Here is a 17,059-nt window from a genome sequence, read left to right on the forward strand (position 1 = left end):
GCGGCGGATCTCAAGGCCTCAGCGGCGCGCCAGCGCTCGGATGCGGCGCACCTGCGCGGCCCGCTCGGCGGCGCGCTGCGCGTCGTACTCGCGCTCCGTCGCGCCGCGGATCAACGCCTTGGTCTCGATCAGCGCGTCGCGGTCGGCGGCGAGCAGCTCATGCACGAGGATCTGCGCCTGCACGAGCAGGTCGGCCGTGGGAACGACCCGATTGGCCAGGCCGATGCGCTCGGCCTCCGGCGCGTCGATCCAGCGTCCGGTCGCGCAGATCTCCAATGCGCGGCCGTAGCCCACCAGGTCGGTCAGCGGTTTGGTGCCGCCGAGATCCGGTACCAGGCCGAGGCTGATCTCACGCATCGCGAAGCGCGCGTCCTCGGCGACGATACGCAGATCGCAGGCGAGCGCGAGCTGGAAGCCGGCTCCGATGGCGTGGCCCTGCACCGCCGCCACGCTGATCAGATCAGGCCGGCGCCACCAGGTGTACGCCTCCTGAAACGCCTCGATGGTCAGCTCCGCGTCGACCGGATCGCTGGAGGCCAGATCTATCAGAGTCTTGGTTTTCCCTCTGGCGCCGTCCGCCTGGTCCTCGCCGACGAGCACGGAGCGGTCGAGGCCCGCGCTGAACGACGGCCCTTCGGCGCGCAGCAAGACGGCGCGCACCGATCCGGGCAGCGCGCGGCCCATCTCCGCCAGCTGCCACCACATCGTGGGCGTCATGGCGTTGCGTTTGGCCGGGCGGTTCAAGACGATCGTGGCGACTTCGCCCTCGACCGTCAGGCCCAGTCCGGCCTTGGCCGCGGCGGCCTGACGTTCGGCGGGCCAGAAGTCGTATACCGGCGCGGGCTCGGATCCGAACTCGGACGGCGAGGCGTCGGCACGAAGGTCGTCGATCCGGGGTTCCATCGGTCTGCCGCCCCCTGGTGGTGAAGGTGTGGAGATGCGATGGACCCTATCGGAGAGCGCCCGGCGCGCACCACGCGCCCCTCACCTGGCCGGTCGGCTGCAGTGCGAAGACAGCAAGCGCAGAGACGACAAGCCCCGGCCGCCGATGCCGTGCGGCATCGGCGGCCGGGGCTACGTCGCCGAGTCGGCTCGGGCTGCCGCTAAGCGGTCTTCGCCTTGCCGCGGGTCGCGCCGCCGCGCCCGCGCAGGGTCACCCCTGACTCGCTGAGCATCCGGTGCACGAATCCGTACGAACGGCCCGTCTCCTGGGCCAGGGCGCGGATCGATTCGCCCGACTCGTACTTGCTCTTCAGATCGGTCGCGAGCTGCTCTCGCGCGGCGCCGGTAACGCGGCTGCCCTTCTTGAGAGTCTCGGCCACACGTGCCTCCTATGAGGGGTGCGGGAGCCTTGCCCCCGCAATATTCACTGCGTGATTCGGATGGGTTGGGTCGGCGGAGTATCGCGCTTCCGCCGGGAACCGCAGGTGGGCAGTCCCACCGTGTGCTGCGGTAGTGCGCTCTGATGACCCATGATCACCCCTCCCGCTCGAGTTGACCACCGATTCGGCGAACAAAGTCGCCGGTTATTCCCGGCCCGGGCGGCGGATTCGGCCGGTATTCAGGGGGTTTATCAGCATTTAGCCCAGGTCCCGTTATCGGACTGTTACGGTGTGCTTCCGACGCTGTGTCGGATCACCGCGCGGCACGATCGGTTCACGCGAGCGCGACCAGATCCCGATAGCTCTCGTTCCACAGGTCCTCGACCCCGTCGGGCAGCAGGATGAGCCGTTCAGGTGCCAGCGCGTCGACCGCGCCCTCGTCGTGTGTGACCAGCACGACCGCGCCTTCATAAGAGTTCAGGGCGCTGAGGATCTCGGCGCGGCTGGCCGGGTCGAGGTTGTTGGTCGGCTCGTCGAGCAGCAGCACGTTCGCGCTGGAGACCACCAGCGTGGCCAGGGCGAGCCTGGTCTTCTCGCCGCCGGAGAGCACGCCGACCGGCTTTTCCACGTCGTCGCCGGAGAAGAGGAAGGAGCCGAGCACCTTGCGCACCTCGACCAGGTCGAGATCCGGGGCGGCGGTGCGCATGTTCTCCAGGACGGAGCGCTCCGGGTCGAGGGTCTCGTGCTCCTGGGCGTAGTAGCCGACCTTCAGGCCGTGACCGGGCTCGATCTTGCCGGTGTCCGGGTCCTCCACCCCGGCCAGCAGCCGCAGCAGCGTGGTCTTGCCGGCGCCGTTGAGCCCGAGCACCACCACCTTCGTGCCTCGATCCACGGCCAGGTCCACGTCGGTGAAAATCTCCAGCGAGCCGTAGGACTTGGAGAGGCCGGAGGCCATCAGCGGGGTCTTGCCACACGCGGCCGGCTGCGGGAAGCGCAGCTTGGCCACCTTGTCGGACTGGCGCACCGCCTCGAGGCCGGAGAGCATCCGCTCCGCGCGCCTGGCCATGTTCTGCGCAGCCACCGTCTTCGTCGCCTTCGCGCGCATCTTGTCGGCCTGGGAGAGCAGCGCCCCGGCCTTCTTCTCCGTGTTGGCCCGCTCACGCTTGCGCCGCCGCTCGTCGGCCTCGCGCTGCGCCAGATAGTTCTTCCAGTCCATGTTGTAGACGTCGATGGTGGTGCGGTTGGCGTCCAGGTGGAAGACCTTGTTGACGCAGTACTCGACGAGTTTGACGTCGTGCGAGATGACGATGAAGCCGCCCTTGTAGCTCTTGAGGTACTCGCGCAGCCACCCGATCGAGTCGGCGTCGAGGTGGTTGGTCGGCTCGTCGAGCAGCAGCACCTCGTTGTCGCCGAACAGGATCCTGGCCAGTTCCACCCGGCGACGCTGCCCGCCGGAGAGGGTACCGAGTGGCTGAGTGAGTACGCGTTCCGGCAGGCCGAGGCTGGCGGCGATGGTGGCGGCCTCGGACTCGGCCGCGTATCCGCCGTTCGCGAGGAACTCGGCCTCGGCATTGCCGTAGCGGCGCATAGCCCGCTCGTGCTCTTCCGGGTTGGTCGAGCCCATCTTCGCTTCGGCCGCGCGCATCCGGCGTACTGCCTCATCGAGGCCGCGCGCCGACAGGATCCGGTCGCGGGCCAGCACGTCGAGGTCACCAGTACGCGGGTCCTGCGGCAGGTAGCCGACCGGGCCCGAGCGGGAGATCGTGCCGGCCGCGGGCAGCGTTTCGCCGGCCAGCGTCCTGGTCAGCGTGGTTTTGCCCGCGCCGTTACGCCCGACCAGGCCGATGCGGTCGCCGGGGCCGACGCGGAAGGACACCGGCTCGAGCAGGACGCGGGCGCCCGCGCGCAATTCGACCTGGGAAGCGGAGATCACCGGGCCATATTACGCGAGGCGCGCCGAGCACCCCTGACGCGCAGTCGGCCTTGATGTAGCATCCTTACTTAGCGCTGCACTTGCGCGTCGGCGGCGTGGCAGGACGTGCATGCTCGGCAGCGAGGCGTCAAAGGCAAGGGGCTACGGTCGTGACCTCGTCGTTCCCCGCTTCGGCACTGCCGCGGCTGCGCTCTCCCTTCGCCGCGCGGCTGCACCTGCAGACCGGCGTCGCCGAGTCGGCGACCCTGGCTTGGGCCGACCGGTTCGGGCTGGCCCGCGACCCCGTGGTGCGCCGCAGGCTGGCGGTGACTCGAAGCGCGCGGCTGGCGGGGCGGGTGAGCCCGCAGGCCACGCTGTCTGGGCTGCTGCTGAACGCGGATTGGCAGACCTGGCTGTTCCTGTTCGACGACGCTTACTGCGACGAGTCGGACCTCGGCCGCCGGTCCGCCGACACCGCAAAGACAGCAAGCCGGGTAGCGCAGGTGCTGGAGACCGGGCAGCTGTCGCAGCGGGATTCGGACCCGTTCCTCGTCGCGCTCGCCGATCTGCGTGTGCGGATGGTGCAGATGGCGACGCCGGAACAATTCGACCGGTTCGTCGCTCAGGCGGTCTTCTATCTGCTGGCCCTGACCTGGGAGGCGGCGCACCGGGAGCAGGGCACACTGGCAGGCTTCGCGGAGTATGTCGCCATGCGCCGGCACAGCGGGGGCGTGCCGACCTGCCTGGCGCTGATCGATGTGATCAACGGCTTCGAACTGCCGGGGTCGGCCTGGAGTTCGCCGCGCCTGCGCGCGCTCACCGAGGCCGCGACCGACATCACCTGCTGGGCCAACGACATCTTGTCGTACCCGAAGGAGGTGCGCCGCTCGACCGATGTGCTCAGCCTGCCCGCGGTGCTTTCCCACGAACGCGGGTTGCCGATCGCGGAGGCGATCGCCGAGGCCGCGCGGCTGCACGACGAGCGGATCGGCGAGTACCAGCGGCTCGAGGCTGCGCTGCTGCGGGACGGCGACGAGCAGACCCGCAGGTACCTGGCGGATCTGCGCCATTGGATCTCCGGGAATCTCGCGTGGTCCTATGAGACGGGGCGGTACGCGCTCGGGATGGCTGCCTGACGGTGTGTGGCGGCCGCATGGCGCCCGGCCGCGCAGTCACCGGGCCATGAGTAGCAGGGGTACCGAATCGGGATGCAGCGTGGTGCGCGCCACCGGCCGCACCACCGCACCGGGCTGCGCGGTGAACGAATACTGCGACGCGACGGCTGCGATGGTGGTCAGCATGAGGCTCCAGGCGAACGCCTCGCCGATGCATCCTCGCGATCCGAGGCCGAACGGCAGATAGTGGCCGCGCAGCGGTCCGGGATCTGGGCTGCGCCAGCGCTCCGGGTCGAAGCGGCCGGGGTTCGGATATACCGCCGGGTCGTGCTGCAGACCGTAGAAGTTGAGCAGCACTTGGGTTCCGGCCGCGATCGGCGTCTCGCCAAGCCTTACGTCCTCGATCGGGCGCCGGCCGAGGATCCAGCCCGGCGGGTAGCACCGTAAGACCTCTGATACGACGCGGCGGGTCAGCGGCAGGCTCCTGAGATCCGCGGCGGCCGGCTTGCGGCCGCCGAGAACCGCATCGATCTCCTGCTGGACTTCCCGTTGCAGACCCGGCTCACGGGAGAGCACGTGCAGGCTCCACGCGAGCGTGCCCGCGGTCGTTTCGGTGCCGGCCAGCAATACCGTCATGATCTCGTCGTGCGCCTGCGCGTCGGTCATGCCGCTGCCGTCCTCTTCGTCCACGGCCGCGAGCACGGTGCTCAACAGACTGGGCGTTTCGCCGGGCGCGGATACCGCCGTCGGCGTCCCGTTCTGCCGCGCGCGGTGCTCGGCGACCATCCGGTCGACCATGGCGTGCAGCGCGGCGCAGGCCTGGTCGAAGCGGCGGTTTCCGGATGTCGGAACCCTGTTGAGGAAATCCAGCGGCAGCAGCGCGCGCCGCCCGATGCCGCCGAGCAGCACCGGCAGCGAAGCCATGATCTCGCGCAGCGCCGCGGAATCGGCGCCGGGCGCGTCGTCGGCGTCGGCGTTGGAGCCCTCGAACATGGCCCGCACCGTCGCGTCCATCGCCAGGATCCGCATCTCGTGCGCCGCGTCGATCCGCGTGCCGTCGCGCCATTGCTCGATGGTGCGGCTCACGGACCGGTTCATCGCCGCGACGTACCCCTCGACGTGTCTGTGATCGAACGCGGGGTGCATCAGGCGTCGTTGACGGCGGTGTTTCGCGCCGCCGGAGGTGCCGATGCCGTCGCCGATCAACGTTCTGAGTTGATCGAACTGGAAGCCCTTGTCGTAGGAGGAGGCGTCGGCGACCAGGATCTGGATGACCCGCTCGGGGTCGTTTACCAGCAGCGCCGGTTTCGGGCCAAGGCGTATCGCGACGACGTCCCCGAGCGGATACGCTCGTTCGAGGAAGCCGAGCGGGTCACGCAGCAGCGCCCCGGCGTGTCCGAGAAGCGGCCATGAACCTCGCATCGACACAGGCGAGCGCACCGGTCGCGGTATGAGTTCGGTCGGAGTCGACATCATTACCCCCAGTCGCGCAATCCCGACACTCGGTCACAATAGCGACGGCGCGACGGCGCAGTAAGGGCGCACGCGGGCGATACAAACCGGCCATCGTGTGCGATTCTTGAGAAACACCACCCCGTAGAGCTACCGCGCGACTACTGTATGCACGACGGTGGACGATACGCCTGTGTCTGGAGTGAGCAATCAGGCCGCGAGAATACGGGAGCGGCGCAAGCGCGATCGGCGGGAGGAACCGATGACACCGCCTCAACAGCAGGACGCTACACCAGATTCGGACGGGTTCGACGAGGTGAATGAACCGCTGCGGCACTCCAAAGTGACGAACGACGCCACGCACGACGCCTCCGACGCCGCGGCGGTACGTCCCGAAGCGCCGCCGCGCCCGGCGGACACGACGCCGGCCAAACCGGCGGTGCGCGTCTCATCCGGCGCGTATCAAACCTCGAGCCGGCCGCTGGCGGCCTGGGACGACCCCGGTTCGGCGTCTAATCTGGTCGGCTCCTCCACCGGTTTTTTCAACTGGGCGCTGCCCTCTGGCGAGGTGTTCTGCGATGAGCAGACGCTCCGCTTGCACGGCCTGCCGCCGGATGCCGCGCCGCAGTTCGAGACCTTCCTCGGCCAGGTGCCACAGGAGGACCTCGAGCAGTTGCTCAGCCTGCTGCGGCCGATGCTTTCCACCGTCGGCGACTACGTGCTCGAATACCGGGTGCTCTGGCCGGACGGCGTCATCCACACCCTCGAGACGCGCGGCCGGGTGGTGGCCGGTGCGGACGGCGAGCCGGTGCGGTCGATGGGCGTGATCGCGGACATCACCGAGCGGCGGGCCGCGGAGGAGGCGGCGCGTTCCGAGGCGCGCGCCGCGACGCGGATCCAGACCGTCACCGCCGGACTGGCCGCGGCCTCCACGCTGGACGAGGTGCGCGCGGCGGTCGAGCGGGCGCTGCCCGCTCTGGGCGCTGATTCGCTGATCATCGCGGACGTGGGGAACCGAGTGGAGGTGCTGCTCTCCTGCGGCATCGGCGCCGGGCGGCACGAGACCCTGCGGGTGTCCGACAACGGGCCGCTGCGCTCGTCCGTCACGTACGAATCAGCGCTCTTCTTCGGTAGTTCGGCAGAGCTCTGCGAACGCTTTCCCCAAGTGGAACCGGCGATCAAGGACTGCGGCCAAGAGGCCTGGGCGTTCCTGCCGTTGTCGGGCATCCCGCGGATGCGCGGGGTCTGTCTGCTCGGCTACCAGCGCGAGGCAGCGTTCGATGATGCAGAGCGTAGTGTGCTCGTGCTGGCGGCCAGCGCGATTGGCCAGGCCGTCTACCGCGCGAGACTGCACGACACCGAGCACACCTTCGCGCTCGCGTTGCAGGAGGGCATGCTCCCGCACACGCTTAGGTTCGGTCCCGGCGTGCGCGGCGCGTGGCGCTATGAGGCCGCGACGACCGGAATCCAGGTCGGCGGCGACTGGTACGACTCGGTGCCACTGGACGACGGCTCGACAGTGCTGATCATCGGCGACGTCGAAGGCCACAACGTGCACGCCGCCGGCATGATGTACCGGCTGCGTACGACCGTGCGCACATACGCCGCGGAGAAGCATCCGGTCGACGAGATCCTGCGGCGCGCCCACGACTTCGTCGTCGAGATCAACGACGAGGTCGAATACCCGATCTTCGCTACCTGCCTGGTGGCCCGGGTCGATCCGGAGGCGCACACGATCACCGTGAGCCGGGCCGGCCACATACCGCCGGTGGTGGTTCCGCCAGGGCTCGCCGCCTACGTACCGAAGACCGACGTCGGGGTCCCGCTCGGTGTCCTCGACGTCGGGCAATACCCGGTATGGCAGATGCCGTACAAGCCGGGCACGAGGCTGGTGCTGTGCACGGACGGGCTGCTGGAGAGCATAGACAACGACCTCGACGAGGGCCTTAAGCGCACGATCGCGTGTCTGCAGGACACCGGTCAGGTAGAGCTCGAAGTCCTGGTCGATCTGCTGCTGAGCGCGAACCGGCCCCGTGGTCTGTGGAAGGACGACGTAGCTGTCCTGCTCGCCGAGCTCTACTGACCGGCCAGCTCGCTGCTCAGCAATCACACGCCGCGCCGTCGGAAGGAGCGGTGAGCGGGTCGGTCGCGGGTTCACGCAGTCCCCAGCGAGACTCGTAGGCGAAACCCTCGCGGACCCAGTACTCGAATCCGCCGATCATCTCCTTGACCGGGAAGCCGAGCCGGGCCAGTTCCAGGGCTGCTCGCGTCGCGCCGTTGCAGCCGGGTCCCCAGCAGTAGGTCACGCACGGCATGCCGACGGGAATCAGCTCGCTGATTGACCGCTCGGCGGCGTGCTGCGCGATCTCGCGCGTCGGCAGGTGGATCGCGCCGGGAATGTGGCCCTGATCCCAGGCCTCCCGCGAACGCGAATCGACGAGCACGAATGCCGTGCCGAGCAGTCCGGCCTCCAGATCGGCCCGCACGTCGGAGACGTCGGTCTCGTAGGCGAGCCGCGCTGCGAAGTGCGCGAGCGCCGCGTCGTTCGCAGCCGCCGCGACAGACAGCACCGCGCTCCTCGTGTCGATTCCTGTCGTGGTCACTGTTCCCAACCCCTCTCTCGACCGCTACCGCACTCCATGCTTCCGGCCGCCGCCCCACCGGCCCAGTGGCGCGATCGCCAACTATCGCTAAGATCACGCCATGCCTGTCGATATCGAGGCGCCACGCCTCACACGGCGCGCCGGTCGCCATACGGTGGCCGTGTACGCCTTCGACGGCGTGTCGCCGTTCGAACTGAGTTGCGTCGTTGAGGTATTCGGCCTTCCGCGACCGGAACTGGGTGTGCCGTGGTACGACCTGAGGGTGTGCGCCGAGTCGACTGCGCCACTGCGAGCGGTCGGCGGATTCACGCTCGTGACCGAACGCGGCATGGACGACTTCGTCGCCGCGGACACGGTGATCGTGCCGGCTGTCGCGGATGTCCGCGGCGAGATCTCGCCCGGCCTTATCAGGGCTCTGCGCGCGGCGCATGAGCGCGGGGCCCGGGTGGTATCGATCTGCTCCGGGGTGTTCGCGCTGGCAGCGGCTGGACTGCTCGACGGCCGCGAGGCGACCACGCACTGGCGTTACGCGAAGCTGCTCGCCGAGCGGTTCCCAAGCGTCCAAGTCAATCCCGACGTGCTGTACGTGGACGGCGGCAGGGTCCTCACCAGCGCCGGCAGCGCGGCGGGCCTTGACCTGTGCCTGCACCTGGTGCGCTTGGACCACGGCTCCACGATCGCGAACGCCGTCGCGCGCCGCCTCGTGCTGCCGCCGCATCGCGAAGGCGGTCAGGCGCAGTTCATCGAGGCCGCGGTCCGCCCGATCGGCGAAGACGACGCGGTGGCCCGGTCGCTTGATTGGGCGCTCGCACACCTCGCCGAGCCCATCGCGATCGCTGACCTCGCCGCCGTCGCCCGCATGTCGACGCGCAGCTACCTCAGACACTTCACCCGCGCGACCGGAACCACTCCCCTGCGCTGGCTCATCTCGCAGCGCATCGCGGCCGCCCGCCCGCTGCTGGAGAGCACCGACGCCCAGGTCGAACAGGTCGGCGCGGCGGTGGGCTTCGCCGATGCCGCCACCTTCCGCCACCACTTCACCCGCAGCGTCGGCACCTCGCCCTCGGCGTACCGCCGCACGTTCCGGAAGGTGTCCGAGCCTTCCTCGTAGGCGAAAGTTGCACCACGCAGCGGCGTGCGCCGATCGCCATCAACGCAGGCCACAGACGATGCGCGGTCGCGGCAATCGATTGCCCGCCATTGTCGATCCGGCATTTCGAAGCTACGGTCCAGCCCGCGATTCAGGGCACGTGTTCTGTCCCGAAAGCAGTGTCGGGGCACCAGTTTCGGGAGCGTGAAGACCGGTGGCGAGCATCACCCGCAGGGCGACTTTGTTCAGCATCGCGACGGCGTTGGCCGCAGCCGGCGGGACGGTTGCCGCGACCGTCTCAGCGTCTGCCGCCGCGCCGCGCACCGCCTTCTCCGGCGCGGTCGGGTTCGGCGCCGGCGCGACCGGTGGTTCCGGCGGTTCGACCTACCACGTGACGAACCTGAACGACTCCGGTCCCGGCTCGTTCCGCGACGCGGTCAGCGCGTCAGGACGCATCATCGTCTTCGACGTCGACGGCTACATCACGCTCTCCTCCGCGGTCTCGGTCAAGAGCAACCTGACCATCGAGGGCGACACCGCGCCCGGTCAGGGCATCGGCCTGATGGGCCGCGAGGTCTCGTTCGCCAAGTCCAGCAACGACATCGTGCGCTACGTCAGGTTCCGCCAGGGCACGCTGGACCCGAACACCGGCAAGTCCGCGCTGAGCCTGTCCAGCGCCAGCGACATGATCTTCGACCATGTGTCCGTGGAATTCGGCTCCTGGGACGACATCGACGCGGTCGGCGCCAAGAACATCACCGTCCAGGACTCGATCATCGCCGACCCGATCGGCCAGCGCTTCGGCGCGCACACCGAGACCGGGCCGTTCACCTGGTACCACGACGTGTTCGCCAACAGCCACAACCGAAACCCGCTGGCCAAGGCGAACACCCAGTTCATCGACAACGTCGTGTACGGCTACCAGGGCGGCTACACGGCGGGCAATTCCAGCGGCGTCTTCACCCACGACGTGGTCGACAACTACTTCATCGCCGGGCCGCAGACCAGCAGCCCGTCCGACGCCTACTTCCAGATGACCAACCAGAAGGTTTACAACAGCGGGAACGTGCTGGACTCGGACAAGAACGGCACGCTCGGCGGCTCGTCACTCGGCCTCGGTGGAGGGGCGACGGCGCTCGGCGCGCCGTGGGCGTCGACCACGAACTCGATCGCGACGCAGAGCGCCCACAGCGCGTACTCCTGGGACCTGGCCAACGCTGGAGACCTGCCGCGCGACCAAGTGGACGCGCTCGTTGCCGCTGACGTTTCGTCCGCCGGTACCAGCGGCCACCTGTGGTCCAGTCAGACCCAGACGGGCCTCGGCAACGACGGCTACGGCACTATCAGCGGTTAGCGGCAGCGGCGCCCCGAGCGCTCAGATGCGAAGATCGGACGCATGACTGAGCGCGACTGGCACGAGATCGCGGAAGGTGTGTTCCGCAAGCGGTTCGAGCCCTGCGATGTGACAGTGACCGCGGTCGTCGGGTCCGCGGGAGTCGCCGTCGTCGACACGCGGTGCTCGCTGGCCGAGGCGCGCGAGATCAAGGCGCAACTGCGGCAGCTGACCAGCGCGCCGGTACGGTGTGTGGTCAACACGCATGCGCACTTCGACCACTGCTGGGGAAACGCCGAGTTCGTGGCGCCCCGGTTGACTCCGTCGGCGCGCATCTGGGGCCACGCCTCGGTTCCGGCGCGGCTTGATCCGAACGATCCCGCGCTGCGCGCCCTGGTCGCGCAACTCGCGGCGCAAGGCCCCGAGTGGGCGCAGCGGATGGCAGAGCTCGAATTCCGTGCGCCGACCGAACTGGTCCAGGAGCGCGCGTCGATCGATCTCGGCGATCGGGCGCTGGAGCTGCGATTCCTAGGGCGCGGGCATACCGACGGCGACCTGTGGATCTTGATCGAAACCGGTGCCGCCGGGATCGTGCTCACCGGGGATCTGGTCGAGGAATCGGGACCGCCGGCCTTCGGGCAGGACAGCTTCCCGCTGGAGTGGGCGGACACGCTGGATCGAGCGCTGCCGCTGATCGCCCCAGACGCGCTGGTGGTTCCGGGCCACGGCGCCGTCGTGGACGCCGCCTTCGTCCGAGCGCAGCGCGAAGCGATCGCATCGGTCGCGGCGGAAATCCGGCGGCTGCACGCGGCCGGGGTTCCGGTCCAGTCGGCGGCGAGCGCCGGCACCTGGGCGATCGAGGTAAAAGCACTCGGAGCCGCCATTGAGCGCGGGTACGCCGCGCTGACATAGGCTTCCTGCGTGGAGACCTCGAACGAGAATGTCATAGCGCAGATTTGGCGCTACCCGGTCAAGTCGCTACGCGGCGAACTGCTGTCCGCGGCCGCGGTGGACACTCGAGGCCTGCGCGGTGACCGGCTTTGGGCGGTGCGCGACTCGGCTGACGGAAAGCTGGGCTCCGGAAAGAACAGCCGGAGATTCCGGCGGTTTCCGGGCCCGACGCTGCTGAGCCTTTCCTCGCGTTACCGGGTCGACCCTGCGGCCGAACCGGACGCCGTCGAACCGCCGCTGGTTGTAGATGCGGACGGGCGCGAGTACCCGGTGTCAGACGGCTCTGCGGACCGCTTCTTCCAGCAGCAGACCGGGATCCCGACGCTGTCTGTCGCGCGGGAGGCCGAGGTCAACCACTTCGACGAGGAGCCGGTCAGCCTGATCGGCACGGCGACGTTGGAATGGGTCGAGAAAGAGTTGCCGGGCATCGCGACTGACGCGCGGCGCTTCCGACCAAATCTGGTGGTGCACACGTCGGAGCCGTTCGAGGAGGAGGCCTGGGTCGGGCGCACCGTCCACATCGGTTCCGGTGACGACGCGGTCGAGCTCACGTTCACGCACGTGCTGATGCGGTGCGTGATGACGACCATGGAGCAGGCCGACCTGCCGCCCGCGCTCGGCATGCTCAAGATGCTCGGGCAGCGTGAGGAGCAGCCGCTGCGGCTCGCCGTGGTCGGTGCGGCGACTCGGACAGGCATCGTGCGCATAGGCGACCCGGTCGTCGTCGACTGACGTCGCCGCCGGCGCGTCCGCTGACAGCGAACGCCTTCGCAGCTGCGCGCGGGAGCAAGGGACAGCAGTCCAGGCGTTAGGCCGTGTGAGACTGCTTCGTCCGGAGGTGCCACAGATGGCCCGCGATCCGTTCGCTCGCGAGGGCGGCGACCAAGACGGCGGCGTCGAGGCTCTAGACGCCTACTCGAAAGCCGTCGTGACCGTCGCCGATACCCTGCGGCCCTCGGTGCTCAGCGTCGTGGTGAGATCCGGACGCGGCGAGGGCGCAGGGTCCGCGGTGGCGTTCACCCGCGACGGCTTCCTGGTGACAAGCGCACACGTGGTCGACGGCGTCAACGGCGGCGCGGTGTTCACCTTCGACGGGCAGGAGCAGGTCTTCGAGGTGGTCGGCCGGGACCGGCTCTCCGATCTGGCGGTGCTGAGCACCGGGCTTCATCCGGCCGCCGCGGCCGAACTCGGCGACGCGGACCGGCTGCGGGTCGGGCAGCTGGTGGTCGCGGTCGGCAATCCGCTCGGGCTCGCCGGTTCGGTGACGGCCGGGATCGTCAGCGCGCTCGGCCGTTCGATTCCGGCGACCACGCCGGTCGGCCTGCGCGTGATCGATGACGTGATCCAGACGGACGCGGCGCTGAACCCGGGCAACTCCGGCGGTGCGCTCGCCGACGCCTCCGCGCGGGTCGTCGGGATCAACACGGCGGTGGCCGGCATCGGGCTCGGCCTTGCGGTGCCGATGAATTCCACGACCCAGCACATACTCAGTGAGCTGATGACGAACGGCAGAGTGCGCCGCGCCTGGCTAGGTCTCGGCAGCGCCACCATCTCGCTGCCGCCGGTGCAGGCCGAGCGGCTGGGGCAGGAGACCGGCTTGCGCGTGGTCGAGGTGGTGCCCGGTTCGCCGGCCGCCCGCGCCGGGATTCGCATCGGTGACGTCGTGATCTCGGCGAACGACACGCAAGTGCACACCGCGCAGGACCTTCAGAAGCTGATGCTGGGTCTGCGCGCCGGCAGCCGGCTCGGCGTGACGCTGATCCGTAACGGCGCGCTTGTCGACGTCGTCGCCTCGCTCAGCGAGCTGACCGGGGTGTGAGCCGCGGCTTGAGGCAGCGCCTCGCGCTGCGCCGGATCAGTCGCTCGAGGCCGCGTAGCGCCAGAAGTCGCGCATGATCGGGGGCGGGGTCGGGCTCGTCATCGACATCTGCGTGAACAGGATCGCAACCGATCCGGTGGCAGGTACGACATGCGCCGTCGTCCCGCAGCCGCCGATCCAGCCATAGCGGCCCGGTACGTTCCACGGGTCCCGGTTCGTCACGTCCACCGACCCGCCGAAACCCCAGCCCTGCCCCTCCAGGAACAGTTCGCTCGCGGCGCGCTGCTGGTCGGTCAGGTGGTTCGTGGTCATCAGCCGGACCGACTCCTCCGACAGCACCCTGCGACCATTCTGCGTACCGCCACTCAGCAGCATGCGTGCGAAGGCATACCAGTCCTCCACGGTCGAGACCATGCCGCCCGCTCCGGACGGAAACACCGGAACCGTGCTCCATTTTCCGTCGGGCCGGTCGGCCAAGTGCAGCTGCCCTGTCTCCGGGTCGGTGCGGTAGAGCGTCGCGAAACGGTCACGCTTAGCGGCGGGGACCGCGAATCCCGTGTCCGCCATGCCGAGCGGCTCGAACAGCCGCCCGGTCAGGAACTCAGGCAACGGCGTGCCGGACGCCCGGGCGATCAGCACTGATTGCAGTTCCGAGCCGATGTTGTACTGCCAGCCCTCACCCGGCTGGTCCAGCAATGGGATGCGGGCGAGGGCGGCGAGGTACTGATCCGGCGGGGCGTAATCCTGCGGGATCATGCCATCGCGCACCATCTCCCGGTAGATCACCTGGTTCACCGGCGTCATGAAGTCCGAGGTGAAACCCCAGCCCGAGCGGAAGGTGAGCAGGTCGAAGACGGTGATCGGCCGGTTGGCCGGAACCGTGTCGTCCAATGGGCTGTCCGGTGTGCGCACAACCCTGGGCTCAGCGAGTTCGGGCAGCCAGCGCTCGATCGGGTCGTCGAGCGCGATCAGTCCATCGTCAACCAGCGCCATGACGCCGGCCGCGGTGATTGGCTTGGAAACCGAAGCGAGGCGGAAGATCGTCTCCCGCGTCATCGGCGCGCTGCGCTCGACATCCAAGAATCCGGCGGCCTCCACCTCGACCGTGCCGCCTCGGGCCACCAGCGCGACGGCACCCGGCAGTGGTCCGCGCTCGACTTGCGTCTCCAGCAGTTCCGACAGCTTCGTCATGTCCGCCTGCCTGACTTCCCCGTATGCGGTTGAATCCCGTCGAATCGCAGCCTAGCCGCGCACGCCGACTGTGGCGCGCAGTTCGCCATCAGCGACCAGCACAGCGGGCCCGGTCATCTCCACGCGCCCGTCTTCACGTTCGACGATGCTGAGCCGGCCGCCGGGAACGTCCACCGTGTACGGCGTGCCGGGCAGCGACGCGTCTCGACGCGCTGCCGCGATCATCGCCGCACACGCGCCCGTGCCACAGGAGCGGGTCTCACCGACGCCGCGCTCGTATACGCGCATTGCGATGTGCTGAGGGCCGACCGAGGCCACGAACTCGACGTTGACCCCGTTCGGGTAGACCGCGGCCGGCTGCCAGGTCGGGGCTTCAAGCAACGCGCCGGCCTCCGCAACATCGTCGACGAAGACGACCGCGTGCGGGTTACCCATGTCGACATGCACGGACGCGGCCCGCCGTCCATCCCACGTGATTCGCGCCGCTTCCTGCGGCCAGGTCGGAACGCCCATATCAACGGTGATATCGCCGCCGTCGACAGGCACGTGCACAGTCTTGATGCCGCCGCGCGTAGCCACGCCGAAGCGCCCCGACTCGGCAAGGCCCTGATCCACCAGGTACCGCGCGAACACTCGCACGCCATTGCCGCACATCTCGGCGATCGATCCGTCGCCGTTGCGGTAGTCCATGAACCATGGCGCCGCCGCGGCGTCCTCCTCGTAACCTGGCATCTTCGCGGTCGCCACCACCCGCAGCACGCCGTCCGCGCCGAGTCCGGCACGGCGATCGCAGAGCGCTGCAACCCACGCGGGCTCCAGCGCCAGCGCGCCGTCCGGGTCGGGCAGGATCACGAAGTCGTTCTCCGTGCCGTGCCCCTTGGTATAGCGGATCATGTCCTCATCCTAGGACGCGGACGCGGCGGTGCCGCGCCATCATCACGTCACGCAGAATTCGTTGCCTTCCGGATCCTGCATCACGATCCAGCGGCCCTGCGCTCCCTCGTCCATCTCGCGCACCTTGGTCGCGCCCAGCTTCTCCAGCTCCACGACCCGCGCCTTCGCCTTCTCCCAGCGCTCGTCGGGCGGCGTGGAGCGATCGCCGCCGGCGCGGATGTCGAGATGCAGCCGGTTCTTGCCGCTCTTGGCCTCAGGCACCTTGGCGAACAGCAGGCGCGGGCGCGGGCTGCGTCCTTCGCCGGACTTGAAATCTGGAGGCACCGCCGCGGCCATCGTGTTCCAGTCCGACTCGGGGATCTTCCACGCAGTCAGCGCGGCTTCCCAGGAGTCGAAGCCGGGTGGCGGCGGTTCCTCTATGTACCCGAGCGCCTGTATCCAGAACTCGGCGAGACGCCCTGGATCCGCGCAGTCGATCACAATCTGGAAGTCGTAGACCATGAAACGACGCTACCCGGCCGCGCTGACAGCCGCTGCCGGGTAGCGATAACGCAGATCAAACGATGAAGCGCTCAGACGCTCGAGCGCTCAGACGTTGAAGCCGAGCGCCCGCAGCTGCTCGCGGCCGTCGTCGGTGATCTTGTCCGGGCCCCACGGCGGCATCCACACCCAGTTGACCCGGAAGTCGTCGACCAGTCCGTCCAGCGCGCTGCGGATCTGGTCCTCGATCACGTCCTGCAGCGGGCAGGCGGCCGAGGTCAGCGTCATGTCGATGATCGCGACGTTCGAGTCGTCCACGGTCAGCCCGTAGATCAGGCCGAGGTCCACGACGTTGATCCCGAGCTCCGGGTCCACGACGTCCTTGAGATTCTCGGTCACGTCGTCAAGGGCGGCCAGGTCAGCCATGGTTTCCATCTCCTCCTGTGGCGAGGGCCTGCGCGGCCGCGTCCTTGAGCGCCATCCAGGACAGCAGCGCGCACTTGACGCGGGCCGGGAACTTCGAGACCCCGGCGAACGCGACCGCGTCCTCCAGCACGTCCTCGTCCCCTGCCGCCTCGCCCTTGGACTGCATCAGTTCCAGAAACGCCTCGTGGATGGCCAGCGCCTCGCCGACCTTCTTGCCGATCACCAGGTCGCTGAGCACCGAGGCGGACGCCTGGGAGATCGAACAGCCCTGCGACGCGTACGACACGTCCTCGATGACCGCGTTCTCGCCGAGTCCGGTGTCGGAAAGGTGCACCCGCAGGGTCACCTCGTCGCCGCAGGTCGGGTTGACGTGGTGAACCTCGGCCTCGTACTGGTCTCGCAGCCCCTTGTGATGTGGGTTGCGGTAATGGTCCAGGATGATCTCCTGGTACATCGACTCAAGCTGCATCT

At 68.8% G+C, this 17,059-nt stretch carries 17 protein-coding genes; 7 read left to right on the forward strand and 10 right to left on the reverse strand.

Going from position 1 to position 17,059, the window contains the following annotated elements; all coding sequences use genetic code 11:
- Window positions 1-18 precede the first annotated feature (18 nt).
- The 3 genes from VN779_RS05660 to VN779_RS05670 form a co-directional block, all read right to left on the reverse strand.
- The gene (locus tag VN779_RS05660; RefSeq protein ID WP_325720856.1) at window positions 19-903 is read right to left on the reverse strand and encodes an enoyl-CoA hydratase/isomerase family protein; all 885 of its coding nucleotides are present in this window, start codon (window positions 901-903) and stop codon (window positions 19-21) included.
- A gap of 200 nt (window positions 904-1,103) precedes the next feature.
- Window positions 1,104-1,322, reverse strand: coding sequence for a helix-turn-helix domain-containing protein (locus tag VN779_RS05665; RefSeq protein ID WP_211463416.1), 219 nt, complete (start codon window positions 1,320-1,322; stop codon window positions 1,104-1,106).
- Window positions 1,323-1,656: 334 nt separating this feature from the next.
- Window positions 1,657-3,255, reverse strand: a complete 1,599-nt coding sequence (locus VN779_RS05670; protein WP_325720859.1) for an ABC-F family ATP-binding cassette domain-containing protein — start codon at window positions 3,253-3,255, stop codon at window positions 1,657-1,659.
- A 149-nt stretch (window positions 3,256-3,404) separates the two neighbouring features.
- On the opposite strand from VN779_RS05670, the gene VN779_RS05675 reads away from it, so the two are divergent.
- Entirely contained in the window at window positions 3,405-4,370 is a 966-nt protein-coding gene (locus VN779_RS05675) for a terpene synthase family protein (protein WP_325720861.1), read from the forward strand.
- Between the two features lie 36 nt (window positions 4,371-4,406).
- Here VN779_RS05675 and VN779_RS05680 read toward each other — a convergent pair whose 3' ends face one another.
- Entirely contained in the window at window positions 4,407-5,771 is a 1,365-nt protein-coding gene (locus tag VN779_RS05680; protein ID WP_325720863.1) for a cytochrome P450, read from the reverse strand.
- A gap of 292 nt (window positions 5,772-6,063) precedes the next feature.
- On the opposite strand from VN779_RS05680, the gene VN779_RS05685 reads away from it, so the two are divergent.
- On the forward strand, window positions 6,064-7,884 hold the full coding sequence (locus tag VN779_RS05685) for a SpoIIE family protein phosphatase (RefSeq protein ID WP_325720865.1): 1,821 nt from the start codon (window positions 6,064-6,066) through the stop codon (window positions 7,882-7,884).
- Window positions 7,885-7,900: 16 nt separating this feature from the next.
- On the opposite strand, the gene VN779_RS05690 is transcribed toward VN779_RS05685, so the two are convergent.
- Window positions 7,901-8,404, reverse strand: a complete 504-nt coding sequence (locus tag VN779_RS05690) for a rhodanese-like domain-containing protein (protein ID WP_325720867.1) — start codon at window positions 8,402-8,404, stop codon at window positions 7,901-7,903.
- Window positions 8,405-8,504: 100 nt separating this feature from the next.
- Here VN779_RS05690 and ftrA point away from each other — a divergent pair, with 100 nt between their 5' ends.
- From ftrA to VN779_RS05715, 5 genes are all read left to right on the forward strand, one after another.
- Window positions 8,505-9,515: a transcriptional regulator FtrA gene (gene ftrA, locus VN779_RS05695; RefSeq protein WP_325720869.1), complete on the forward strand. Its 1,011-nt coding sequence runs from the start codon at window positions 8,505-8,507 to the stop codon at window positions 9,513-9,515.
- Window positions 9,516-9,708: 193 nt separating this feature from the next.
- Window positions 9,709-10,848, forward strand: a complete 1,140-nt coding sequence (locus VN779_RS05700) for a hypothetical protein (protein WP_325720871.1) — start codon at window positions 9,709-9,711, stop codon at window positions 10,846-10,848.
- 42 nt (window positions 10,849-10,890) lie between these two features.
- Window positions 10,891-11,739, forward strand: coding sequence for an MBL fold metallo-hydrolase (locus tag VN779_RS05705; protein WP_325720873.1), 849 nt, complete (start codon window positions 10,891-10,893; stop codon window positions 11,737-11,739).
- A 9-nt stretch (window positions 11,740-11,748) separates the two neighbouring features.
- The gene (locus VN779_RS05710; RefSeq protein ID WP_325720875.1) at window positions 11,749-12,510 is read left to right on the forward strand and encodes an MOSC domain-containing protein; all 762 of its coding nucleotides are present in this window, start codon (window positions 11,749-11,751) and stop codon (window positions 12,508-12,510) included.
- A 115-nt stretch (window positions 12,511-12,625) separates the two neighbouring features.
- Window positions 12,626-13,597: a S1C family serine protease gene (locus tag VN779_RS05715; protein ID WP_325720877.1), complete on the forward strand. Its 972-nt coding sequence runs from the start codon at window positions 12,626-12,628 to the stop codon at window positions 13,595-13,597.
- Window positions 13,598-13,633: 36 nt separating this feature from the next.
- On the opposite strand, the gene VN779_RS05720 is transcribed toward VN779_RS05715, so the two are convergent.
- From VN779_RS05720 to sufU, 5 genes are all read right to left on the reverse strand, one after another.
- On the reverse strand, window positions 13,634-14,788 hold the full coding sequence (locus VN779_RS05720) for a serine hydrolase domain-containing protein (RefSeq protein ID WP_325720880.1): 1,155 nt from the start codon (window positions 14,786-14,788) through the stop codon (window positions 13,634-13,636).
- Between the two features lie 51 nt (window positions 14,789-14,839).
- Window positions 14,840-15,682 carry a diaminopimelate epimerase gene (gene dapF, locus VN779_RS05725; protein ID WP_325720882.1) on the reverse strand — a complete coding sequence of 281 codons (843 nt, stop codon included), beginning with the start codon at window positions 15,680-15,682 and terminating at the stop codon, window positions 14,840-14,842.
- Window positions 15,683-15,724: 42 nt separating this feature from the next.
- Window positions 15,725-16,183, reverse strand: coding sequence for a VOC family protein (locus VN779_RS05730; RefSeq protein ID WP_325720884.1), 459 nt, complete (start codon window positions 16,181-16,183; stop codon window positions 15,725-15,727).
- An 87-nt stretch (window positions 16,184-16,270) separates the two neighbouring features.
- Complete coding sequence (locus tag VN779_RS05735) at window positions 16,271-16,597, reverse strand: metal-sulfur cluster assembly factor (protein ID WP_414639584.1); 327 nt, start codon at window positions 16,595-16,597, stop codon at window positions 16,271-16,273.
- A complete protein-coding gene (sufU, locus tag VN779_RS05740) occupies window positions 16,581-17,057 on the reverse strand; it encodes a Fe-S cluster assembly sulfur transfer protein SufU (RefSeq protein ID WP_325720888.1) in 477 nt (158 codons plus the stop codon). The genes VN779_RS05735 and sufU overlap by 17 nt, the downstream gene beginning before the upstream one ends.
- Between the last annotated feature and the right edge of the window lie 2 nt (window positions 17,058-17,059).

The sequence above is a fragment of the Actinocrinis sp. genome, from assembly GCF_035605935.1.
Lineage (GTDB): Bacteria > Actinomycetota > Actinomycetes > Streptomycetales > Catenulisporaceae > Actinocrinis.